Consider the following 22,074-nt stretch of genomic DNA (forward strand, 5'->3'; position numbering starts at 1 on the left):
TTGTTTTTGATCAAGCTCACGGCTTTTTAGGCGGGAATGTGCAGGGTGAGAAAGCGGAGAAGGCGTCTCACCCCGACGTTAAAGGGGGTTAGTCTTCACTAAACCAGCCGCTGTTTTCCTGACGGATAAGCTGGACGGATTCGCTAATTTCCTGCAAATGCTGGGTCATTGCGCTCTCAACCGCATTGCCGTCACGATTTTCCAGCGCGGAGAAAATATCATGGTGCTGGCGCAACAACATCTCCGGCGGAGAAACATGATCCAGACTCATATAGCGAACCCGGTCGATTGTCGCTTTGATATTTTCAATGGTATCCCACGCTAACTGGCAATCGGCGATCTGCGCCAGCTTTTGGTGGAAATCGTCATCAAGCTGGAAAAAATCATCAATCTGTTTGCGCTCGATGGCAATATGTTGCAGGTGCAGGTTTTGCGCCAGTTGATAGCACTGGTTGTCGGTGATCATCGCCGCCGCACGGCGGACCACCGCGCATTCGATCGCCTGCCGAACAAAGCAGCCATTCTGTACCTGAGAAAGCGAAATCTTATTCACATAACTACCGCGCTGAGGGCGGATCTGAATCAACCCATTTTCCGCCAGCTTTATAAAAGCCTCGCGCACCGGTTGACGCGAAACGTTAAAACGGGTTGAGACCTCTTTTTCTGATAGCGGCGTGCCAGGCGGGATCAGACAATGCACGATATCACGCCGAAGAATACGGTAAATTTGCTGGTTGACTGGCTGTGTAGGGTTAAGCTGCGTTTCGACGGTCATTCATTCTTACTTTTTAGGCGGTTGACCCGGATACTCTACCACTTTTCCGTGGTGGTCTATACCTTTCATGTTTCTGGTTGCAGATACGTTTGCCAGGGATTACCCGGCCCGCAGACCGGGTATAACCCCTTAGCTACGGTGGACGCTGAGCCCTGCGAAGGATTGGGTAACAGGCATCATTTCAACGGTATTAATATTCACATGCGCGGGGAGTGTGGCCACCCACCATACCGCTTCGGTAATGTCTTCTGGCGTGAGCGCGGTGGTATTTTCGTAAGTTTTACCCGCTTTCTCATCGTCGCCTTTGAAACGGACGCTGGAAAACTCGGTACCGCCAACCAGACCCGGTTCAATGTCGGTCACGCGAACCGCCGTGCCGTGTAAATCCGTGCGCAAATTCAGGCTAAACTGGCGCACAAAGGCTTTCGTCGCGCCATAGACGTTGCCACCAGCATAAGGCCAACTGCCGGCGGTTGAACCGATGTTAATGATATGACCGCGATTACGTTCGACCATTCCTGGCAGCACGGCGCGGGTCATATAAATTAAGCCTTTATTATTAGTATCGATCATAGTTTCCCAGTCTTCTACGCTGGCTTTATGCGCCGGTTCAAGACCCAGCGCCAGACCGGCGTTATTGACCAGCACATCAATATCGCGCCACTGCGCAGGCAGAGAGGCCATCATCTCTTCGATGGCCGCGCGGTTGCGCACGTCCAGTTGGGCGGTCAATACGTTCTCGCCAAGCTCATCTTTTAACGCTTGCAGGCGTTCATGACGACGTCCCGTGGCAATGACTTTATGTCCATTCTCAACAAAACGGCGTGCAATGCACTCGCCAAACCCTGCGGTTGCTCCAGTTACTAAAACGATCATCACACAGTTCCTCAACGCTTTTTGTGTTGTATTACCATAGCACGCGGCGTTTATGAAAGGGTAATCCTGGTTAACACGGTTGCGGTCAGCATAGGGGGAAGCTTACTCTTATGATCAACCTATTTTCAGGAGTGAAAAATGTCGACGAATCCTTTGTTAGACCAGAGTATGTTGCCTTATCAGGCACCGCGTTTTGATCGGATCAAAGATTGCCATTATCGTCCTGCTTTTGATGAGGGCGTGCGGCAAAAACGCGTGGAAATCGAGGCCATCGTCAATCATCCGGCGGCCCCTGATTTTACGAATACGCTTCTGGCGCTGGAGCAAAGCGGGGCGCTTCTGTCACGCGTCACCAGCGTTTTTTTCGCGATGACGGCCGCGCACACTAACGATGAACTCCAGCGGTTGGATGAGGCCTTTTCTGCCGAGCTGGCGGCGCTCTCCAACGATATTTATCTGAATAGCGCGTTATTCGCTCGCGTGGATGCCGTCTGGCAACAGCGTCACTCACTGGGGCTGGATGATGAGTCGCTACGGTTGGTCGATGTGATCCATCAGCGTTTTGTGTTGGCAGGCGCGCAGCTTGCCGAAGAGGATAAAGCGCGACTGAAGGTATTGAATACTGAATCCGCGACCTTAATGAGTCAGTTTAATCAGCGTCTGCTTGCGGCAAGTAAAGCGGGCGGGCTGGCGGTCGATGACGCGCATTGCCTGGCAGGATTAAGCCCGGAAGAAATGACCGTCGCTGCTGAAGCGGCGCGTGAAAAAGGCCTGGAGGAGCGCTGGTTCATTCCGCTCCTTAATACGACGCAACAGCCTGCGCTTGCTACACTGCGCGATCGCCAGACTCGCGAAAATTTATTCGCAGCGTCATGGACTCGGGCGGAAAAAGGAGATGCCCACGATACCCGCGCTATCGTTCAGCGTCTGGTAGAGATTCGTCGCTGTCAGGCAAAACTGCTGGGGTTCCCCAATTATGCCGCATGGAAAATGGCCGATCAGATGGCGAAAACGCCGCAAGCCGCACTGAGCTTTATGCGTGGCATTGTGCCGCCAGCGCGTCAGCGTGTACTCAATGAACAGGCGGAAATTCAGAACGTCATTGAGGGTGAGCAGGGCGGCTACACCGTTCAGGCCTGGGACTGGATGTTCTATGCCGAACAGGTACGGCGGGAAAAATATGCGTTAGATGAAGCGCAACTGAAGCCCTATTTTGCCTTAAATACGGTCTTGCAAGAGGGGGTTTTCTGGACCGCCAACCAGCTATTCGGCATCACCTTCGTCGAGCGTTTTGACATTCCGGTGTATCACCCTGATGTTCGGGTGTGGGAGATTTTCGATTCCGATGGTGTCGGCATGGCGTTATTTTATGGCGACTTCTTCGCGCGGGACTCGAAAAGCGGCGGCGCGTGGATGGGGAATTTTGTCGAGCAATCCACACTCAACGAAACCCGGCCCGTTATATACAATGTTTGTAACTATCAGAAACCGGTTGATGGGCAGCCTGCATTACTGCTTTGGGACGACGTTATTACGCTCTTCCATGAGTTTGGTCATACGTTACATGGTTTGTTTGCCGTCCAACGCTATGCCACGCTTTCAGGTACCAATACGCCCCGCGACTTTGTTGAGTTTCCCTCCCAGATTAATGAGCATTGGGCGAGCCATCCGCGTGTGTTCGAACGCTACGCGCGTCATGTCGACAGCGGTGAAAAAATGCCTGCTGATTTACAGGAAAGAATGCGCAAGGCGAGTTTATTTAATAAAGGTTACGATATGACTGAATTGCTCGGCGCCGCATTGCTGGATATGCGCTGGCATATGCTGGAGGAGAGCGTAGCAGAGCAGTCTGTCGCTGAGTTCGAGCAGCAGGCGCTGGCCGCCGAGCATCTTGATTTACCGGCAGTGCCGCCCCGCTATCGCAGCAGTTATTTTGCCCATATCTTCGGCGGCGGCTACGCAGCGGGATACTACGCCTACCTGTGGACGCAAATGTTAGCGGATGACGGTTATCAATGGTTTGTAGAGCAGGGCGGCCTGACGCGTGAAAACGGGCAGCGTTTTCGTGATGCTATCCTTTCCCGGGGGAATAGTACTGATTTAGAAACGCTTTATTCAGCCTGGCGTGGACATGAACCGCATATTGACCCCATGTTGCAATCTCGTGGGCTCGATCGCTAAGCTGATACGGTTGTTCGGCACTGTCGAACAACCGCCTGAAAATGAATCCTGCACTTCTGATGACAGCCAGTTAAATTTATGGGGTTAAGTTGTCTGAATATAACAAGGGCGTGCATTCGGATTTTTCTACTTATTTTACCGTGGTGGCTTGATTGCCAAAGATTTATTACCGCTTCGCTGTTGATGTTTTCAAAAAATATATTTTCTGCCATGTGGTGGTATTATGTAAATAATGCAGAAATGAATTTGACACTGCGCACAGGGCGACTAGATTTAGAACTGTATCACATGATATGAGAAGACATATCATATTTAAAACGCAACATCATCATGAGGATTATATTATGGCAGAACATCGCGGCGGTTCCGGTAATTTTGCAGAAGATAAAGAGAAAGCCTCAGAAGCAGGTCGTAAAGGCGGCCAGCATAGCGGTGGGAACTTTAAAAACGACCCACAGCGTGCATCTGAAGCGGGTAAAAAAGGTGGCCAGAATAGCCACAGTGGCGGACGGAAATCCGGCAATTAATTTTACTCCTGATATTTCGTAAATATATTCTGAAATATTGCGCATACGATGCGGGCCATAGGCTCGCATTTTTTTATTCTGACCGGGAGTTATTCTGACCGGTCAGATGAAATTATTTTTTATGCTTTCTTCGTTAACAGAAAAAGCAATTCAGCGAGGGCGAAGCGTACGCATTTTTCCAATACTTCCTGACAATCTCCGTTGAAATGTTGTCGGCTTGTAAAAGTTGTATTGTTAATATTCCAGGCAAACCAAACGGTGCCCGCCGGCGTGCCATCTTCGCCGCCTTCCGGACCGCCATAGCCGCTGATCGCTATGCTGATATTGACCTCAGCCTGATCCTTAGCGCCCTGTGCCATTTCAGTAACGACCGCTTCGCTGACGGCGGTATGTTCGGCAAGACTGTGGCGTTGTACGCGTAAGATTTTTGCTTTGGCTTCATCAGTAAAGGTGACATAACCCACACCGTAAAATGAGGGCGTATCTTCTGCTGCGCACAATGCTGAAGCCAGTTTCCCGCCAGTGCAGGATTCTGCAGTGGTCAGACGGAGTTTCTGGTTAACCAGTAAATCACCAAGTTTTTTTGTCAGGGTATCGACGGTTTCGGCTTCATCAAGGGTGACAATATCGTGCTGTTCTAATCTCATCGTTTATTTTTCCGTTACCAGAGACAAAAGAAATCTGTTCGTTCTTCTCAAGTATGGCATGTTTATTTTATGACATTGTCAGTGAATGATTATTTTATCCAGTTACCAACAAACCCGCTGTTGCATAACTTGCTTACTTTTCTGCGGCGATGACTGTCATTGATTATGCGTAAGGCCATTATCCTCAAAAAATAAAGCCGATTATTCTGAATTGCTATCAAGACGTTGATGCATATGACTTCAGCGATGTGGCGAGTTAACTATTACGCCGTTACGCTTTCGTGCTCACCGGCGCTGATATCGGTTGCATATTAATCCGGATGGGTTGATTTTATTGCTTAATATCCTGCGGGTAAATTCATGTTTGTAAAAACTAAAAATAGCGGCCAGACTTAATACGTCAAATAGACGTTATTAAGGAGAGAGCATGAAACTACCGGTGGCTGCATTTTTAAGTTTGCTGATAATGCCTTACGCGCTAGCGGATGATCAAGGGGGATTAAAAAAAGACGTGGCGCCGCCGCCGCCTCATGCTATTGAGGATGGTTATCGCGGTACGGATGATGCAGAAAAAATGACCATCGAACAGGCAAAAACCCTGCATGATGGCGCGACCGTTTCGCTGCGCGGCAACCTTATTGATCATAAAGGCGACGATCGCTATGTATTTCGTGATAAATCCGGCGAGATTAACGTGATAATTCCTTCCGCCGTATTTGATGGGCGGGAAGTTCAGCCGGATCAAATGATCAACATTAACGGTAGTCTGGACAAGAAAGCGAAGGAACCGCTTGTTCGCGTGAACCGACTGCAAAAATAACGCGCGCTAACCGGCAATCTCCAGGTCAGCCATACGAGGCACGCGGCTGGCCTGATACCATGGGTCTTGTAAAAGCGCCTGGGGGACAAAAAGATCCCATAATGTCTTATTCAGGTCTGGTTGCGTATCGTTTAAGCTTCATTGATATTGACGGTGCTACAGTCGTTAGCGATCCGTTATCCTCGCAAGAATTTGCCCGGTAGCGTATAAGCAAAACACAAATCTATCCATGCAAGCATTTACCGCTGGTGAACCGGCGGTTTTTTTTGCCTGCCATCCAGACAAAAGCGGCCCCTTGCGCAACGATGCAGCAAGGGGCCGGCTCTGCGAGGGATTATCTCCGTTCATTAATCATCCCATTTGTGACTGAACCAGGCGGCCAGAAATCCGGAAAATAAAATAATTCCTAATACAACGATAAAAAGGTTAATACTGCCTAACATCTCGTTTCTCCTTATTTTAGCGTGCATCCTCTTTTTTAAAAAACCTCGTACAGACTATAGTACTAATTTATACTTAAGCAAAGTCTGAATTGCGTATTTATTTTACTGGAAGGGTAAAACATTAGAATATTTTCGTCAGCGTCCAGGAATATTCCTGAATTGTCGCAGTGACAGCAGATAATTAGCCTGCAATATATAGGGTTAACCCAGTGCGCCAGAAACTGCACACATCACTGGCTGCAGATAATTAACAGGTGATAGCCTGTTGCGTAGGGGTAATCCGCATTCCTTTTAACATCAGTGCCCAGGCGAACACAATGGCGATTATCAGGACAACGAAAAGCGACCAGGCGGGAAGCGTCGTCAGGATGACGCCGCTGGCCAGCGGGTTTACCGCCGCACCCAGCCAGCCCAGCGATTGCGCTGAAAAATAGCTGGCTTTCATCCCGGCAGGCGCAATGTTGTCAATTAACATATATTCGCCGGGGGCATAAATAATTTCGCCAATCGTGAATACTGCCGCTGAAAGCCCCCAAAAAAACAGATTGTCGCCTGAAAAAATAAATCCGATGAGCCCGGCGATAAAAAAGACGGTGCCGGTCGTCATCATTGGTCGAATATTGACGGCGGTAAGTCGACGGCCCACGGCGTATTGCAAACTGACCACAATAACCGCATTAACCGGCAGGACGACGGCTACCACTTTTTCCGCGAAGCCGCTATCGGCAACGACCATAACGTACTGTGAGATACAGGACGCAAAGGCGCCCCCCACAAAGGAGGCCAGAAATGCCGAAAGCGTAAACCACAATAATGCTTTGTCGCGCAGCAGAACGGAGGGAGACCAGATAGCGGCATTTTTCCCCTCGCTGGCGGCAACCGAACGTGTCACCCATACCTGAATAAAGACCAGCGGAAATGCGGAACAGATAGCGGCAAGCCAGAAGGGTAAATTGATGCTTTGCATCACCAGCAGCGTGCCGAGCGGCGGGCCAACCGTCCAGCCGATATTGAGTACGGTATAGTTGAGCGAAAAAATCCGTGTTTTTGTTGTCGCGGTGAGATTATCGGCGAACCAGGCCTTCAGGACGGTAGAAAAAACCGAATAGGCGCAGTTAATAAGCGCAAAAAGCAGGACAACCAGTACGACATTATGCACCATTGGGATGGCGATAAATCCGCAGGCGAAGGCGATAATCGCGAGTAACATGTAGCGCTTTTTATCAAACTTGTCCGCCAGAATTCCAAAGCCAAGACTAAAAATGACGCCAATCGTTAACGCGCTGGTCAGCGCGTAGCCAATCAGATCCACGCCTAAACCGTACTGACGGTTAAGATAGATGGTCATAAAGGGGAGCGTGGCGCCGCGTCCAATTGTCAATAACAGCGATGAGGCGAGTAGAGCCAACGTCGAACGTCTCAATCCTGGATTCATTTTTCCTGCCTGAAATGGAGGTTACGTATCGGGACGTTTTAATCTACCGTGCCCGCAAAAGCATGATGTCTATACGCTATAGCGTAGTCTTAACATACCATAACGCAGGATTTTGCCCATCGTGTGTTGTTCAATGCCATGCTCACGGTAAAAAGAAAAGTCCTGTTATGGCGCACTGATTTCCGATAACTTACCTTTTTACAAAATTTTAATAATGACAGGGGCCGATGATGTCGCGTAAAGACGGTTTTTTGGCGTTACTGGTGGTTGTCGTATGGGGGCTCAATTTTGTTGTCATCAAAGTAGGCCTGCACCATATGCCGCCATTATTGCTGGCAGGATTACGATTTTTACTGGTGGCGTTTCCGGCAATTTTCTTTGTCGCCCGGCCTAAAGTCCCGCTTACGCTGTTGCTGGGCTATGGCCTGACGATAAGCTTTGGGCAGTTCGCCTTTCTCTTTTGCGCGATAAAGTTTGGTATGCCCGCAGGACTGGCGTCGTTGGTATTACAGGCGCAGGCCTTTTTTACCATGGCATTGGGGGCGTTTGTTTTTAGTGAGCGGTTACAACGTAAGCAGTTAGCGGGGATCGCCCTGGCGATTATAGGTGTACTGGTATTGATTGAAGCCAGTCTCAACGGACAGCATATAGCGATGTCGGGATTTATGCTGACACTGGCGGCGGCATTTAGCTGGGCCTGCGGCAATATCTTTAATAAAAAAATTATGCAACATAGTCCGCGCCCGGCGGTGATGTCGCTGGTGGTCTGGAGCGCGCTGATCCCGATCCTGCCGTTCCTGCTGTCATCGCTGCTACTGGAGGGGGCGGAGCACATTACGCAAAGCCTTATTACCATCGATATGACGACGATATTGTCGCTGCTTTATCTGGCTTTTGTCGCCACTATACTTGGCTACGGCATCTGGGGCACGTTACTGGGGCGCTATGAGACCTGGCGCGTGGCGCCGTTATCATTGCTGGTGCCCGTAGTCGGGCTGGCGAGCGCCGCGGTGTTACTCGGGGAAACGTTGACCGGGATGCAACTTGCGGGCGCAGTACTGATTATGGCTGGACTCTATATCAATGTGTTTGGATTTCGTGTGCGCCGTACTGCGCGCGTCAGGGGATGAGGCATTATGTTACTAAGAAGACAAACGCTAATTTCAGACTATGCCGCGAGGTAATAGCGACGAACTCGTATAGCCAGACGGTACTAAAAAAATGCCCCGCAAAACGGGGCAAAGAGGTTAAAGGTGTTGGTCGTTATAATAGGGCACGCCTAATTCATCTGACTTATCGCTGTTCACGCTCACGGGGTGAAGGTCATTTGGCGGATCGCCCACACAGGGCAGCAGCATCACATCGCGGCTATTTTGCGCCACAGGTAACAAAGTTTGTTCTGCAATGCCATATCCGGAGGCGATAAGTAACAGACCCGGCAGGGCGGGAAACAGCATTTTCATGGTGCTCTTCGCGTGGCGCATAAACAAACTAGTAGTTGCCATGGTTCAGCGGCAGCATATACCGTGATTCGCCATGCATATTGGTGATCCGGTATTTGTGTGGCGGCACATCAAAATAGTTTTTGAACGTCCGGGTCAATGTTTGCTGTGACTCAAAGCCATAGCGTTCCGCCAGATAGAGAATGGGCTCGTTGCTCTCTTTTAATTTTTGCGCGATTTCCGTCATTTTACGGCTGCGGATGTATTGGCCTAATGAATGACCGGTCTCTTTTTTAAACATCCGTTGCAGGTGCCATTTGGAATATCCTGAACGCTCAGACACTTTTTCCAGTGAGAGCGGCGACTCCAGGTTATCCTCGATCCAGTCCAAAATGCTATGAATAGTAATAGCGTCAGTGTTGCGTCTGGACATCGTCATACCTCTTTTTTGTCTACGGCAGAATTTTCTTGAGCAAATACTCAAGCGTTGCCACTTCGTCCGCCGTTAAGTTTTTTGTTAATTCCTGATGCAGGTCTTGCCCTGGTCGTTGATGACATTGCTCACAAATTGCCGCGCCGTCCGGCGTTAGCTTCACCAGTACGCCGCGTTTGTCATTAGGATTCGGCAGTCTTTCGATCCAGCCTTTGCACAGCAGGCGGTCGAGCATCCGCGTCAATGCGCCGAGATCGACAGACAGCACTTTTTTAAGTTCAACCGGGGTAATACATCCCGCGCAGCGTATCGAGCACAGCACTTTAAACTGTGTTGCGGTGATATCCAGCGGGGATAAATAGTTATTTAACAGGCGATCTTTTTTTTGATTTACCATGTAGATCAAGCGACCCAGCGGAATGATTTCATTGAACAGATCACTGGTGCTTTTCAAAATGGTTGCCCCGGCAAGTAATTAGTTTCGTCAGATACTATTGCCCAGGCAAGTATAAGTCAACTAAATGAATTGGCCGATGCCACGATTTGCTAAAAGGCGTCCGGGGTATTGTGCTGTGATAACTTGTAACTAATTGATAATTACAGGTTATATGTTGTAGAGGATATTAATTCGCACACTGGCGAAATGGCGCGCCTGGGCAATTTCACTTTATACTTCCGGTTCATGAAACGCTGATGGGTAAGAGATAGTATTATGATGGATTTGTTTAAAGCGATTGGATTGGGGCTGGTCGTACTGCTCCCGTTAGCCAATCCGCTAACCACCGTGGCGCTGTTTCTTGGCCTTGCGGGCAATATGAATAGTGCGGAACGCAACCGGCAGTCCTATATGGCTTCGGTTTATGTCTTCGCTATTATGATGGTGGCGTACTATGCCGGGCAGTTAGTCATGAACACCTTCGGTATTTCGATTCCAGGGCTACGGATCGCCGGGGGGTTAATCGTGGCGTTTATCGGCTTCAGAATGCTTTTCCCGCAGCAGAAGGCGCATGAGTCGCCGGAAGCGAAAAGCAAATCGGAGGAGCTGGCAGACGAACCGACGGCCAATATTGCGTTTGTTCCACTGGCTATGCCAAGCACCGCAGGACCGGGGACCATCGCAATGATCATCAGTTCCGCTTCCACAGTGCGTCATGGCGGCGAGTTTCCCGACTGGGTCATTATGGTCGCGCCGCCGATTATTTTTCTTGCCGTGGCGGTGATCCTGTGGGGATGCTTACGCAGTTCTGGCGCTATTATGCGGCTGGTGGGGAAAGGGGGGATTGAAGCGATCTCCCGCTTAATGGGATTCCTGCTGGTGTGTATGGGCGTGCAATTTATTATCAACGGCGTGTTGGAAATTATTAAAACGTACCACTAAGGCGCATTTTCGTCTGCCGGAAACCTGTTCCCGGCAGACGAATGTCTTAATGCGGTTGTTCTTCCAGCGTCACTGGCCATTTGCGGAATATGAGCACAGCCCATACCAGCGCGGCACAGGCGGGTATAGCGCCAATATAGCCGATGGCCGACATTGACCAGTGCAAACTCACCTGATTGCCTACCAGCGCGCCAGCGCCAATACCAATATTAAAGATGCCTGAAAATAGCGCCATTGCGACATCGGTCGCGTCCGGGGCCAGCGCCAGTACTTTCACCTGCATACCGAGCCCTATCACCATAATCGCGATGCCCCAGAAAATGCTCAGTATGGCCAGATGCGCTTCGCTCTCCGCCGCAGGCAGCAGCAGAAGCAGACAGACAACCAGCAGGGCAATAGCGATACTGACGAGCGACGAGGCATGGCGATTACCCAGTTTACCAAACACGAGGCTGCCGATGATCCCGGCGCCGCCGAGGATCAGTAACAGGACGGTAGCAAAATTCGCACTGAGCCCGGCGACATTCTGAACGAACGGTTCAATATAGCTATAAGCGGTGTAATGCGCAGTCACCACAACGACGGTCAGTACATAGAGGCTCATCAGCGCCGGGCGCCGGAATAGCAAAGGTAAACTTTTTAGTGAGCCGGAATGCTCGCTCGGCAATTTCGGTAGAAGCTTAATCAGACATAGCAGCGTAATTAATGCGCCCATGCCGATGGCAAAAAAGGTGGTGCGCCAGCCAAAATACTGACCAACAACGCGACCTATCGGCAGCCCAAGCACCATGGCCAACGCGGTGCCGGTCGCTATCAGACTTAATGCCTGAGCGCGTTTCCCGGCAGGGGCCAGGCGGATCGCCAGCGAGGCGGTTATCGACCAGAAAATAGCGTGGGCGAAAGCGATGCCAATACGGCTAATGACCAGCACGGTAAAGTTCCATGCCAGAAAGGAGAGCACATGGCTGGCAATAAACAAAACAAACAGACAAATGAGTAGCTTACGGCGCTCCATTTGACTGGTAAGAAGCATAAAAGGCAGCGACATGACGGCAACTACCCAGGCGTAAATGGTTAGCATGATGCCGACCTGCGCGGTTTGCATATGAAAGCTTTCAGCAATGTCTGATAGCAAACCAACCGGCACAAATTCTGTGGTATTGAAAATAAAAGCGGCAATAGCAAGCGTAACTACCCGTAGCCACGCGACCTTGCGGGAAACTGGATTGATTGTCATAAAAATATTTCGGGTTAGTTGCGAGAAGGTGAGACCGCGATCTTAAAACGTTTACTGGCGAAAAGACAATCATTTTGTGACCTGCTTCTCATTTACTTCGCAGGCCGTTTCGTCTTCAGTCGACGCTCGCCAGTTGGGCGTTAAGTAACTCGATAAAGGCCTCAAGCTGACGCGTCATCGCCCCGCGCCGCCACATTAGCCAGGTGTTAAGCCAGCGCCACTTCTCCGCCAACGGCCAGGCTTCCACCTGATGATGTCCTGGCATACTGTTGAGCATACTTGCTGGCATCAGCGCAATACCTGCGCCGGCAATTACGCACGCCAACATTCCATGATATGACTCCATTTCGTGAATCGTACCGGGGGTCGCGCCATCGGCATGAAACCAGCTTTCGAAATGCCGTCGGTAAGAACAGTTGGCGCGAAAAGCATAGATGTTATAACCATTCACCTCGCTGGCCCGCGAAACGACGGAATGGCCGTGTGGCGCGACGATCATCATCTCTTCCTGGTAAGCCGGTATACCTTCCAGCCCCGGATGCATTAGCGGGCCATCAATAAAGGCGGCGTTCAGCTTTCCCTCGAGCACGCCATCCAGCATGGCGCCGGAAGGACCGGTCGTTAACGCGAACTGAATTTTAGGGTAACGCTGGTTATAACCCGCCAGCAGCGCGGGGATACGTACGGCGGCAGTACTTTCTAACGCGCCGAGTGAAAACAGTCCTTGCGGTTCCTCTCCGGCAACCACCATGCGGGCTTCATCGACCAGCGCCAGGATCTGCTGGCTGTAACGTAAAAAGTTATGCCCGGCTGGTGACAGCCTGAGTCGCTGGTTTTCGCGAATAAACAGAGAGACGCCCAGGTCGGCTTCAAGCTGGCGGATACGCGTGGTCAGGTTGGACGGAACGCGGTGCACTTTTGCCGCCGCCTGCGTAATGCTGCCCGTCAGAGCGACAGCGTTAAACATTTCCAGTTGCGTCAGGTCCATGGTTTTCTCAATTCGTGAATAGTCTGGTTAATATTATTCATTTTTCAGAAAGGGTAAAGGGCGTCATGATGGTACAACTCCCCTGATAACGAGAGAAAGAACATGACCATGATGACTGCAACACAGGCGTTATCCGTGAATCCTGCGACCGGCCAGACGCTGGCGGCAATGCCCTGGGCTAACGCGCAAGAGATTGAACATGCGCTGAGTCTGGCGGCGAGCGGTTTCAAAAAGTGGAAAATGACATCGGTAGCGCAACGGGCGCAAACATTACGTGATATTGGTCAGGCGCTTCGCGCTCATGCAGAAGAGATGGCGCAATGTATTACGCGTGAAATGGGTAAACCCATAAAGCAGGCGCGTGCGGAAGTGACGAAATCCGCCGCGTTATGCGACTGGTATGCGGAACATGGCCCGGCAATGCTGAATCCTGAGCCTACGCTGGTAGAAAATCAGCAGGCGGTGATTGAATACCGTCCGCTGGGCGTCATTCTGGCGATAATGCCGTGGAATTTTCCTTTATGGCAGGTGTTACGCGGGGCAGTGCCGATACTGTTGGCGGGGAATAGCTACTTGTTAAAACATGCGCCCAATGTCACGGGTTGCGCGCAGATGATAGCCCGAATCTTGACGGAAGCCGGTACTCCTGCTGGCGTCTATGGATGGGTGAACGCCAATAATGAGGGCGTGAGTCAGATGATTAACGATCCGCGAATCGCGGCGGTGACGGTGACCGGTAGCGTGCGCGCCGGCGCGGCGATTGGTGCTCAGGCTGGGGCGGCGCTGAAAAAGTGCGTACTGGAACTGGGTGGCTCGGATCCGTTTATTGTACTCAATGATGCCGATCTCGAGCTGGCGGTAAAAGCCGCGGTTGCAGGACGCTATCAAAACACCGGACAAGTCTGCGCCGCCGCCAAACGTTTTATTGTCGAAGAGGGCATTGCGCAGGCGTTTACCGATCGTTTTGTGGCGGCTGCCGCAGCATTAAAGATAGGTGATCCTCTGGTTGAAGAGAATGACCTGGGGCCGATGGCGCGCTTTGATCTGCGTGATGAACTCCATCAACAGGTGCAGGCTTCCGTCGCCGAAGGTGCACGGTTACTGTTGGGCGGCGAGAAAATCGCCGGGGAGGGCAACTATTATGCCGCGACCGTTCTGGCGGATGTCACACCTGACATGACGGCATTTCGTCAGGAACTTTTTGGGCCTGTTGCCGCCATTACCGTTGCAAAAGATGCGGCGCACGCCCTCGCGCTGGCGAATGACAGTGAGTTTGGCCTGTCGGCGACGATCTTTACCGCCGACGATACGCTGGCCGCGGAGATGGCGGCGCGTCTTGAGTGCGGCGGGGTATTCATTAATGGGTACAGCGCCAGCGATGCGCGTGTGGCATTCGGCGGGGTGAAGAAAAGCGGCTTCGGTCGTGAGCTTTCGCACTTTGGTTTACACGAATTTTGTAATGTGCAGACCGTCTGGAAGAACCGCGTCTAATCGCCCTGACGTCGCGTGGCGCCCTCTGCTATACTCGCAGGCCTTTTCAGACCTGCGAGCAAGGAGCATGTTGTGGCCAGGGCCATGGATAATGCAATTTTAGAGACGATTTTACAGCGCGTTCGCCCCCTCATTGGCCAGGGCAAAGTCGCTGACTATATTCCGGCATTAGCGTCCGTCGAGGGTTCAAAGCTGGGGATAGCGATTTGTACCGTGGACGGGCAGCATTATCAGGCGGGCGATGCGCACGAACGCTTCTCTATTCAGTCTATTTCGAAAGTGCTTAGTCTGGTGGTGGCGATGCGTCATTATCCGGAAGAGGAGATCTGGCAGCGCGTCGGAAAAGATCCTTCCGGCTCGCCGTTCAATTCGTTGGTTCAGTTAGAGATGGAACAAGGCATCCCGCGTAATCCATTTATCAATGCGGGCGCGCTGGTGGTATGCGACATGTTGCAAGGGCGGCTTAGCGCGCCGCGTCAGCGGATGCTGGAAGTTGTGCGCGCGCTTTGCGGCGTATCGGATATTACGTATGACGCTACGGTCGCGCGCTCTGAATTTGAGCATTCCGCCCGTAACGCCGCTATTGCCTGGCTGATGAAATCATTCGGTAATTTTCATCATGATGTGCCTACCGTGTTGCAAAATTACTTTCACTACTGTGCGTTGAAAATGAGCTGCATGGAACTGGCGAGGACGTTTGTCTTTCTGGCGAATCAGGGCGAGGCGTTTCATCTCGACGAGCCGGTAGTTACCCCCATGCAGGCCCGGCAGATTAATGCGCTAATGGCGACCAGCGGTATGTATCAGAATGCCGGAGAGTTTGCCTGGCGGGTGGGATTGCCCGCTAAATCCGGCGTGGGCGGCGGTATTGTCGCCATCGTGCCGCATGAAATGGCGATTGCCGTCTGGAGTCCGGAGCTGGATCCTGCAGGAAACTCTCTGGCAGGCATCGCCGCGCTTGAACAATTAACACAAACGTTAGGACGTTCGGTATACTGATGAATGCGCTTGAACCGCTCTTTGCCCGCCTGGCGCGATCGACATTTCGTTCGCGTTTTCGTCTCGGGATAAAAGAAAGACAATATTGCTGGGATAAAGGCGCGGAGGTGATTGATAAACACGCCGCCGATTTTATCGCCCAGCGACTGGCGCCAGTTCACCCGGCGAATGATGGTAAGCAAACGCCGATGCGGGGCCATCCGGTATTTATCGCGCAACATGCGACGGCAACCTGCTGCCGCGGGTGCCTGGCGAAATGGCACCAGATTCCTCAGGGAGAACCGCTGAGCGAAGCGCAGCAACAGTATATTGTCAGCGTTATCCATTACTGGCTGGTCATACAAATGAATCAGCGGTAGGGCAGCGCGTCGTTGCTGACGCTTTCCCCGATAAAACACCCTATACCACTGATAGCAGCCGTTGACCGTCATATATCTCATGTGCTGAAGTGTCTTTTTAGTTACAACATACATTTGGTTGTTTTTTTTCAACGCCTGTCAGCACTGTGCAAAAAAATGTTCTACAAGGCAGGGGATCCGTGTATCACCAGAAGCTTGCAACCTTGATCTGGATCACGTTTAATGACAGTGCTTTTTTACCTGCTGAAGATAATCATGATCGTTAGACCACAACAGCACTGGATTCGCCTGATATTTGTCTGGCATGGTTCCGTGTTATCTAAAATCTTTTCACGACTGCTCCTTAACTTTCTTCTTTCTATCGCCGTTATTATCATGCTGCCCTGGTACACAATGCTGGGTATTAAGTTTACCCTTGCGCCGTTTAGCATACTGGGCGTCGCTATCGCCATTTTTCTTGGGTTTCGCAATAATGCCTGTTATGCGCGTTACGTCGAAGCGCGACATTTGTGGGGGCAGTTGATGATCGCTTCACGCTCAATACTGCGTGAGGTGAAAACAACCTTACCTGATGAACGCGGTATCGAGGATTTTGTTCGGTTACAAATCGCTTTTGCCCACTGTTTGCGTATGACATTGCGTCGACAGCTTCAGACGCAAGTTTTGGGCAACTATCTTAACCAGGGCGCGTTACAGAAAGTTGTCGCTTCCCATTCTCCCGCTAATCGTATCTTATTGCTGATGGGAGAGTGGCTGGCGATTCGCCGCCGCAGCGGAAAGCTTTCCGATATTTTATTTCATAGCCTCAACAACCGTTTAAATGATATGTCGTCAGTGTTGGCCGGCTGTGAACGCATCGCCAACACGCCGGTGCCTTTTGCCTATACGTTAATTTTGCATCGTACGGTTTATCTTTTCTGCATTATGTTGCCATTTGCACTGGTGGTTGATCTGCACTATATGACACCGTTTATTTCGGTGCTTATTTCTTATACGTTTATCGCGCTGGATGCGTTAGCGGAAGAGTTGGAAGATCCGTTCGGTACTGAAAATAATGATTTACCGCTGGATGCGATATGCAATGCGATAGAAATCGATTTACTGCAAATGAATGATGAAAGGGATATTCCGGCAAAACGGATACCGGATAAGCACTATCAACTGACCTGAGATCGTCTTAACTGGCGCAGAATGTTCATCTGCGCCATAACCTGAAGAGCAAAGCTTAATAGCCTTCTCCAACGCCGGTTTTGGCTGGACCGGAGTAGTGGACATGAACGATTCGCCATCCTGTGTTTGGTATCTTCGCCCACACCTGGCTTTCGCGGCCTGTCGTGTGTTGAGTCTGCCCATTATCACGGCGTACCGCGGTAAAATGCCAGTCGAACTCTGCAACGGCGGCATTGCCATACACATGAATAGCAGGGGAAGCGTCCAGTTTTAATGTGCGTTTGCTGAAGGTTTTACCCATAGTGGTGCCATAAAAATTTTCAGCGATCTGCGACCATCCGCGTTCGTGACCGCGTGGATGAATAAAACTGGTTTCCGGTGAAACATAAAAGAGCTGCTTGCCTAACGTTGGGTCTGCCTTATCTATTGAATAAAGGTAGCGGTTAATACCTTCTGTAATTTCTTGTTTAACGGTCGACGTAGCTTCATTTTGTGCGGCGGTTGGCGTTGCCGCTGATGCCGATGACGCCATCAGAGTTAACGTTATCGCGGCGGCCGAAAACAATAGTGACGTTTTTTGCATAATAGTTATACCCATATGGTCTGTTTTTGAGACACTTTATCTTTCCTGTTACGTTAACCTTTGTACTAAAGGAGCATGGCTCACGAACAATAAAAACATCCTTTTATAAAATTACCCCGAAAAGGGAGTAGTGCAATTAAGAATATCGTATTTGTTTGTAACGGCATGACTCAAAATATCAACATTTAGAGTTTCAGTATTGTTGTTGTCCCTTGACTTACTTTTATGTTTATTACCACTGGTAAATAGTTAATCTTATGAATAGTGATACACAAATGACCGTTTGCGCTATGTGATAATTAACCATAGTAAAAATACACGAAGCGAAGAAGTGCTATTTCAGTAGTACTGATATTTTCATAACGCTAATTTAAAAATAAATGTAAACGTAACAAATTATACACAAAAATAAGAAGCGCTGTGGCCTCAACTGACTTGATTATGGTTCCGTCTTAACGAATGTCAGCCGAGTGTTCAGTGCCATTCTCACCCTGGCATCCCCGACCGTAAGCCTGTTCTCTACTGGTAACCCCCTTGTTATTACAGCAGAAAACAGGGCATATCATTGATGTAGTCATGCTTAACTTGCATTTTAACATCACTAATACATAGCAAGCTAATATTACACTTTGAAACTTAACGCACGGTAATTGTTAGTGATATTGTCCTGGACAGTTCCGCGAGCAGGCTTTGCGGAAAGTCCAAAAATAAGACAAATAAGGCATATAAAATGAAAAAAGTAGTGGTGTTATCTGCGGTAGCCGCAGCCGTGATGATGGCTGGAGCCGCCAACGCAGCAGAAATCTATAACAAGGATGGCAATAAACTGGATTTGTATGGCAAGGTCGACGGCCTGCATTATTTTTCCAGTAATCATAGTACGGATGGCGATCAATCTTATATCCGTATGGGTATTAAAGGCGAGACTCAAATTACCGATCAACTAACCGGTTTTGGACAGTGGGAGTATCAGGTCAACGCCAATCGTCCGGAGGATGGTGACTCCAGCGGTTCCCCGCAAAGCTGGACGCGTCTCGGTTTTGCTGGTTTGGCATTTGCCGATATGGGGTCTGTTGATTATGGTCGTAACTATGGCGTGTTATACGACATTGGTTCATGGACTGACGTACTGCCTGAATTTGGTAATGATTCGTATGAAGCTTCCGATAATTTTATGACCGGACGCGCGAATGGCGTTCTGACTTATCGCAATAATGATTTCTTTGGTCTGGTTGATGGTCTGAATATTGCGTTGCAGTATCAGGGTAAAAATGACGGCCTGTCGAAAGAAGGCGATCCTTTAAGTAATAATGCCAGAAAAAGTATCGCGTACCAGAATGGCGATGGTTTCGGGGCATCAGCGACATATGATTTGGGCATGGGGGTGAGCCTGGGGGCAGCCTATACCAGTTCCAAACGCACGCTTGATCAGATGACGCAAGATAAATACGACAATGGTGACCGCGCTGAAGCCTGGACTGGCGGCGTGAAGTATGATGCCAATAATATTTACCTGGCGGCAAACTATACCCGTACTTATGATATGACCTATATGGGTGATACATTGGGCGGCTTTGCACATAAAACCGATAACTGGGAAATGGTAGGGCAATATCAATTTGATAATGGCTTACGCCCATCACTGGCGTTCCTGCAATCCAGAGCCAATGATGTTGATGGACTGGGTTCGTTCGACCTTGTGAAATATATTGATGTGGGTTCCTATTACTACTTCAATAAAAATATGTCCGCGTATGTTGACTACAAAATCAATCTGCTAAAAGATGGCAACCCATCGAATCCTAATACAGACAACACCGTGGCGCTCGGCTTAGTCTACGAGTTTTGATAAAACTTGCTGATTAAGACAGTTTAGGGATACCCTCCTTTTCCCAAAACTGTGTCACTGCTTAACCTTTATTATTGTTAATTTATTCTTTTATTATTTCAGGACGCTTCTGGCGTCCTTTTTTATTGACTATTCGTTGACTATTCGACTTCGATCTCGCGAATGCGCATTCTGCTACTGTCATCTATCTGCACTTTGCCTGAATGACAAAAGGGGCAACAGAGTGTGGATGTTTGAGAGGTGAAGGGTTGATTACAGGACAGACACCAACCTTGCGCCGGTGCGATAGTAATATGGAAACGCGCATTGTCAGCAAGGGTATGACGAGCGGCGACGTCCAGGCCAAAATGCAGCGCCGGCACCTCAACACAGGCCATAACGCCAATCTCCAGCCAGACTTGCTTTACCTTGCTGAACTGGTGATTTACTGCCTGTTCCTCCAGCAATTCGATAATATTTTGCGCCAGGGCTAATTCATGCATGGGCCAGCTCCTTCATTCAACAATATTTACGGCGACACAAGGATCAATTACCTGTAACTGTTGCGACCACAATGAGAGTGGAATAGTGGCCAGTTCGCGAGCAATGACGCCGTCAGATTGGGCGTGACGTGTGGTAGGCGAGATAATACGGTAATCAAGAATATTGCCTGACGTCGTCAGTCTGGCCTGATGAACTAACCATCCTCGCGCGGTTTCCACTACCGCTATTTTCCATTCGCCATCATCAAAACGATTCCAGCGCAGGGTAGGAAGGGCGCTCAAACTTCGGGCGAGCGTAATGCAGCGGGCCAGCAGACGTAGCGCAGTCGTTTTTCCGCTAAGACAACAGGCTGACAGTAGCGGATATTCGATAGCCAGAGGCGAGACATCCAGGGGACCAGGGGTTATTAACGTATGGTCCGGGGATGACGCCATCGGTAGTGTAGGTGTAATGATATTCTGTACTGCCGCCAGCCAGCGGGCGGTTTCAGAACGTTCTTGCAAAAACCAGGCTTCCCAGCCCTTTACGCCAGCGGCAAGCCAGGTCTGAGGATCATCGTCAAAAAAGATTGTGCTTGCCAGCGGGGATAACTCTCCGCGACGTAACAACGCCCATTCTTCAGCGGTTGCCTGTCGGTGGCTAAACAGGGGGAGCCAGTCGGTCAACGCGCGACGGAGCGTTTCTCGCGCCAGCTCTTGTTGTGCGGCCTGCATATCTGGCTTCTCTTCAGGAAACAACAGTAAAGCCGCCGCTGCGCTGTGTGCCTGAGCGCACAACGTAAACAAACGTGAAATAAGCGTCTTCGCGTATACCGGCGTTGCGCCCTGTAACAAACGACCGATCGGCGCCTCCTGCCAGATAATCCGTAGCGGGTGAGAATAGACGGTCAATCTTTGCACGAATTATTACCTTCATCGATCACCATAAACCCGGACTTACTGGTTTCGCAAACCGGACAGCACCAGTAATCAGGTAACTGGTTGAAGGGCACGCCGGGTGGAATTTGCCATACATCATCGCCCAGCGCAGGGTCGTAAACCCACCAACATACTTTGCACTCCATGCGCACCACTGGCTCATTTTCTGTGACCGGGTATTCTTTCAACCATTCCAACGTATTTTTTAGCCCCGCGTAGGCATCTTCGATATCGTCGATGCCTGCAACGGCGATATCAGGAATGTCCGCTATCTCAATCATATCTTGCAGTAATGTGTTCATATCATTGAAATAGTTGACCCGCCATACGCCGGGAAAATGCGTGCTTACAATCCGGCATTTACCATATCCGCGTGAAAAAATAGCGCTACAGCCTTCGCCTAAAAAATGCTCCAGATACTCGCGATCGGCATCGTTTACTGGCAACAGCGTTAAGTTAATGATATGCGGCTCTTTTACCGGCTGTTTTACGCGCTCGGCTATTTCATGCGCGATAAAGGCGCCATTCATCAATCCCGCCGGTTGTGGCGGCAATTCTGGCGTAATCGGCGGCTGCGGATGCGTCTGCCAGATGCTCTCCGGGATCGGGCCAATGATAATTTCATCGGCAACCCGTTGCTGGTCAGCGTTATATTCACGTACACGCCAGACGCCCGTAAAAACCGTCTCCTGAATACGCTGTTCTTTTCCATCGGATAATAGTACCCGGGCGGAGATTTCACCTTCGCCGAGCAGTTGATCCAACAAACCGCTATTCTGTTGCTCAGTGGCATTCAGCTTATAGCTCAGGGGAAATGGGAGCGTTGCCACCGGGTTATCCATATCGCGAATAAGCGTAGTCAGGATGTGTCTGGCAACACGAAGCTCAGCGGGCAACGCCTGTTCCGGTAAAACCGGCGTCAGTGGTAGATTAATGCCGGCGGGGATAGGAAGAAAGTTAAAGTCTTCCTCTTCTGGCTGCGAGCCTGGTCCGGCAATATTAACGACTGGAATAGTTCTGGAATGATTCACGTGTGTTACC

At 50.2% G+C, this 22,074-nt stretch carries 24 protein-coding genes; 10 read left to right on the forward strand and 14 right to left on the reverse strand.

The annotated features are described in order from the left end of the window. Window positions 1–88 precede the first annotated feature (88 nt). Together ACLJRE_RS06410 and ydfG are read right to left on the reverse strand one after the other, a co-directional pair. Window positions 89–775, reverse strand: a complete 687-nt coding sequence (locus tag ACLJRE_RS06410) for a GntR family transcriptional regulator (RefSeq protein ID WP_000215562.1) — start codon at window positions 773–775, stop codon at window positions 89–91. 129 nt (window positions 776–904) lie between these two features. Continuing rightward, window positions 905–1,651, reverse strand: a complete 747-nt coding sequence (gene ydfG / locus ACLJRE_RS06415) for a bifunctional NADP-dependent 3-hydroxy acid dehydrogenase/3-hydroxypropionate dehydrogenase YdfG (protein ID WP_000636564.1) — start codon at window positions 1,649–1,651, stop codon at window positions 905–907. A 138-nt stretch (window positions 1,652–1,789) separates the two neighbouring features. Here ydfG and dcp point away from each other — a divergent pair, with 138 nt between their 5' ends. Beyond that, the gene (gene dcp / locus ACLJRE_RS06420; protein ID WP_053296632.1) at window positions 1,790–3,832 is read left to right on the forward strand and encodes a peptidyl-dipeptidase Dcp; all 2,043 of its coding nucleotides are present in this window, start codon (window positions 1,790–1,792) and stop codon (window positions 3,830–3,832) included. A 344-nt stretch (window positions 3,833–4,176) separates the two neighbouring features. Continuing rightward, on the forward strand, window positions 4,177–4,359 hold the full coding sequence (locus tag ACLJRE_RS06425; protein WP_000807642.1) for a general stress protein: 183 nt from the start codon (window positions 4,177–4,179) through the stop codon (window positions 4,357–4,359). A gap of 119 nt (window positions 4,360–4,478) precedes the next feature. On the opposite strand, the gene ACLJRE_RS06430 is transcribed toward ACLJRE_RS06425, so the two are convergent. Then, a complete protein-coding gene (locus tag ACLJRE_RS06430) occupies window positions 4,479–5,006 on the reverse strand; it encodes a 2-oxo-tetronate isomerase (RefSeq protein ID WP_001235363.1) in 528 nt (175 codons plus the stop codon). Window positions 5,007–5,433: 427 nt separating this feature from the next. Between ACLJRE_RS06430 and ACLJRE_RS06435 the strand changes: the two genes are divergently transcribed. Beyond that, on the forward strand, window positions 5,434–5,826 hold the full coding sequence (locus ACLJRE_RS06435; protein WP_000775494.1) for a YdeI family stress tolerance OB fold protein: 393 nt from the start codon (window positions 5,434–5,436) through the stop codon (window positions 5,824–5,826). 347 nt (window positions 5,827–6,173) lie between these two features. Here the strand turns inward: ACLJRE_RS06435 and mgtS are convergent, their stop codons facing one another. Next, window positions 6,174–6,269 carry a protein MgtS gene (mgtS, locus tag ACLJRE_RS06440; protein WP_000901531.1) on the reverse strand — a complete coding sequence of 32 codons (96 nt, stop codon included), beginning with the start codon at window positions 6,267–6,269 and terminating at the stop codon, window positions 6,174–6,176. 247 nt (window positions 6,270–6,516) lie between these two features. Beyond that, entirely contained in the window at window positions 6,517–7,704 is a 1,188-nt protein-coding gene (gene ydeE / locus ACLJRE_RS06445) for an efflux MFS transporter YdeE (protein ID WP_001068050.1), read from the reverse strand. A gap of 227 nt (window positions 7,705–7,931) precedes the next feature. Here ydeE and eamA point away from each other — a divergent pair, with 227 nt between their 5' ends. Beyond that, a complete protein-coding gene (gene eamA, locus ACLJRE_RS06450) occupies window positions 7,932–8,834 on the forward strand; it encodes an O-acetylserine/cysteine exporter (protein WP_000987754.1) in 903 nt (300 codons plus the stop codon). Between the two features lie 117 nt (window positions 8,835–8,951). On the opposite strand, the gene marB is transcribed toward eamA, so the two are convergent. Genes marB through marR form a run of 3 tightly spaced genes read right to left on the reverse strand, consistent with a single transcriptional unit; the run spans window position 8,952 to window position 10,033 of the window. After that, complete coding sequence (marB, locus tag ACLJRE_RS06455; RefSeq protein ID WP_000783049.1) at window positions 8,952–9,167, reverse strand: multiple antibiotic resistance protein MarB; 216 nt, start codon at window positions 9,165–9,167, stop codon at window positions 8,952–8,954. 28 nt (window positions 9,168–9,195) lie between these two features. After that, a complete protein-coding gene (marA, locus tag ACLJRE_RS06460) occupies window positions 9,196–9,579 on the reverse strand; it encodes an MDR efflux pump AcrAB transcriptional activator MarA (RefSeq protein WP_000091194.1) in 384 nt (127 codons plus the stop codon). Window positions 9,580–9,598: 19 nt separating this feature from the next. After that, window positions 9,599–10,033, reverse strand: a complete 435-nt coding sequence (marR, locus tag ACLJRE_RS06465; protein WP_000843434.1) for a multiple antibiotic resistance transcriptional regulator MarR — start codon at window positions 10,031–10,033, stop codon at window positions 9,599–9,601. Window positions 10,034–10,291: 258 nt separating this feature from the next. Here marR and ACLJRE_RS06470 point away from each other — a divergent pair, with 258 nt between their 5' ends. Next, window positions 10,292–10,957 (forward strand): MarC family NAAT transporter, encoded by a 666-nt coding sequence (locus ACLJRE_RS06470; protein ID WP_000968968.1) that lies wholly within the window; start codon window positions 10,292–10,294, stop codon window positions 10,955–10,957. Between the two features lie 46 nt (window positions 10,958–11,003). Here ACLJRE_RS06470 and ACLJRE_RS06475 read toward each other — a convergent pair whose 3' ends face one another. Together ACLJRE_RS06475 and ptrR are read right to left on the reverse strand one after the other, a co-directional pair. Continuing rightward, window positions 11,004–12,194 carry a sugar transporter gene (locus ACLJRE_RS06475; protein WP_000154621.1) on the reverse strand — a complete coding sequence of 397 codons (1,191 nt, stop codon included), beginning with the start codon at window positions 12,192–12,194 and terminating at the stop codon, window positions 11,004–11,006. 115 nt (window positions 12,195–12,309) lie between these two features. Further along, window positions 12,310–13,182 carry a putrescine utilization regulator PtrR gene (ptrR, locus tag ACLJRE_RS06480; protein ID WP_000366539.1) on the reverse strand — a complete coding sequence of 291 codons (873 nt, stop codon included), beginning with the start codon at window positions 13,180–13,182 and terminating at the stop codon, window positions 12,310–12,312. Between the two features lie 102 nt (window positions 13,183–13,284). Here ptrR and sad point away from each other — a divergent pair, with 102 nt between their 5' ends. The 4 genes from sad (at window position 13,285) to ACLJRE_RS06500 (ending at window position 17,201) form a co-directional block, all read left to right on the forward strand. Beyond that, window positions 13,285–14,673: a succinate-semialdehyde dehydrogenase gene (sad, locus tag ACLJRE_RS06485; RefSeq protein ID WP_000178407.1), complete on the forward strand. Its 1,389-nt coding sequence runs from the start codon at window positions 13,285–13,287 to the stop codon at window positions 14,671–14,673. Between the two features lie 72 nt (window positions 14,674–14,745). Next, window positions 14,746–15,672: a glutaminase B gene (gene glsB, locus ACLJRE_RS06490; RefSeq protein WP_000090081.1), complete on the forward strand. Its 927-nt coding sequence runs from the start codon at window positions 14,746–14,748 to the stop codon at window positions 15,670–15,672. Beyond that, window positions 15,672–16,031, forward strand: coding sequence for a DUF4186 domain-containing protein (locus ACLJRE_RS06495; RefSeq protein WP_000992454.1), 360 nt, complete (start codon window positions 15,672–15,674; stop codon window positions 16,029–16,031). The genes glsB and ACLJRE_RS06495 overlap by 1 nt, the downstream gene beginning before the upstream one ends. Window positions 16,032–16,286: 255 nt before the next feature. Beyond that, a complete protein-coding gene (locus ACLJRE_RS06500; protein WP_023137026.1) occupies window positions 16,287–17,201 on the forward strand; it encodes a bestrophin family protein in 915 nt (304 codons plus the stop codon). 55 nt (window positions 17,202–17,256) lie between these two features. Here the strand turns inward: ACLJRE_RS06500 and ACLJRE_RS06505 are convergent, their stop codons facing one another. After that, the gene (locus tag ACLJRE_RS06505; protein WP_023212741.1) at window positions 17,257–17,799 is read right to left on the reverse strand and encodes a YybH family protein; all 543 of its coding nucleotides are present in this window, start codon (window positions 17,797–17,799) and stop codon (window positions 17,257–17,259) included. 715 nt (window positions 17,800–18,514) lie between these two features. Here ACLJRE_RS06505 and ompC point away from each other — a divergent pair. Then, window positions 18,515–19,633, forward strand: coding sequence for a porin OmpC (ompC, locus tag ACLJRE_RS06510; protein ID WP_000758335.1), 1,119 nt, complete (start codon window positions 18,515–18,517; stop codon window positions 19,631–19,633). 140 nt (window positions 19,634–19,773) lie between these two features. On the opposite strand, the gene hypA is transcribed toward ompC, so the two are convergent. From hypA to ACLJRE_RS06525, 3 genes are read right to left on the reverse strand one after another with little or no spacing between them, the layout of a single operon-like run. Next, window positions 19,774–20,115, reverse strand: coding sequence for a hydrogenase maturation nickel metallochaperone HypA (gene hypA, locus ACLJRE_RS06515; protein WP_000544772.1), 342 nt, complete (start codon window positions 20,113–20,115; stop codon window positions 19,774–19,776). A gap of 12 nt (window positions 20,116–20,127) precedes the next feature. Then, window positions 20,128–21,015 carry a dehydrogenase gene (locus ACLJRE_RS06520; RefSeq protein WP_001634162.1) on the reverse strand — a complete coding sequence of 296 codons (888 nt, stop codon included), beginning with the start codon at window positions 21,013–21,015 and terminating at the stop codon, window positions 20,128–20,130. Continuing rightward, window positions 21,003–22,064, reverse strand: a complete 1,062-nt coding sequence (locus ACLJRE_RS06525; RefSeq protein ID WP_023212742.1) for a hydrogenase expression/formation C-terminal domain-containing protein — start codon at window positions 22,062–22,064, stop codon at window positions 21,003–21,005. Before ACLJRE_RS06525 ends, ACLJRE_RS06520 begins: the two co-directional genes overlap by 13 nt. Window positions 22,065–22,074: the final 10 nt, after the last annotated feature.

The sequence above is a fragment of the Salmonella sp. SAL04157 genome (genome assembly GCF_046551635.1).
Lineage (GTDB): Bacteria > Pseudomonadota > Gammaproteobacteria > Enterobacterales > Enterobacteriaceae > Salmonella > Salmonella enterica.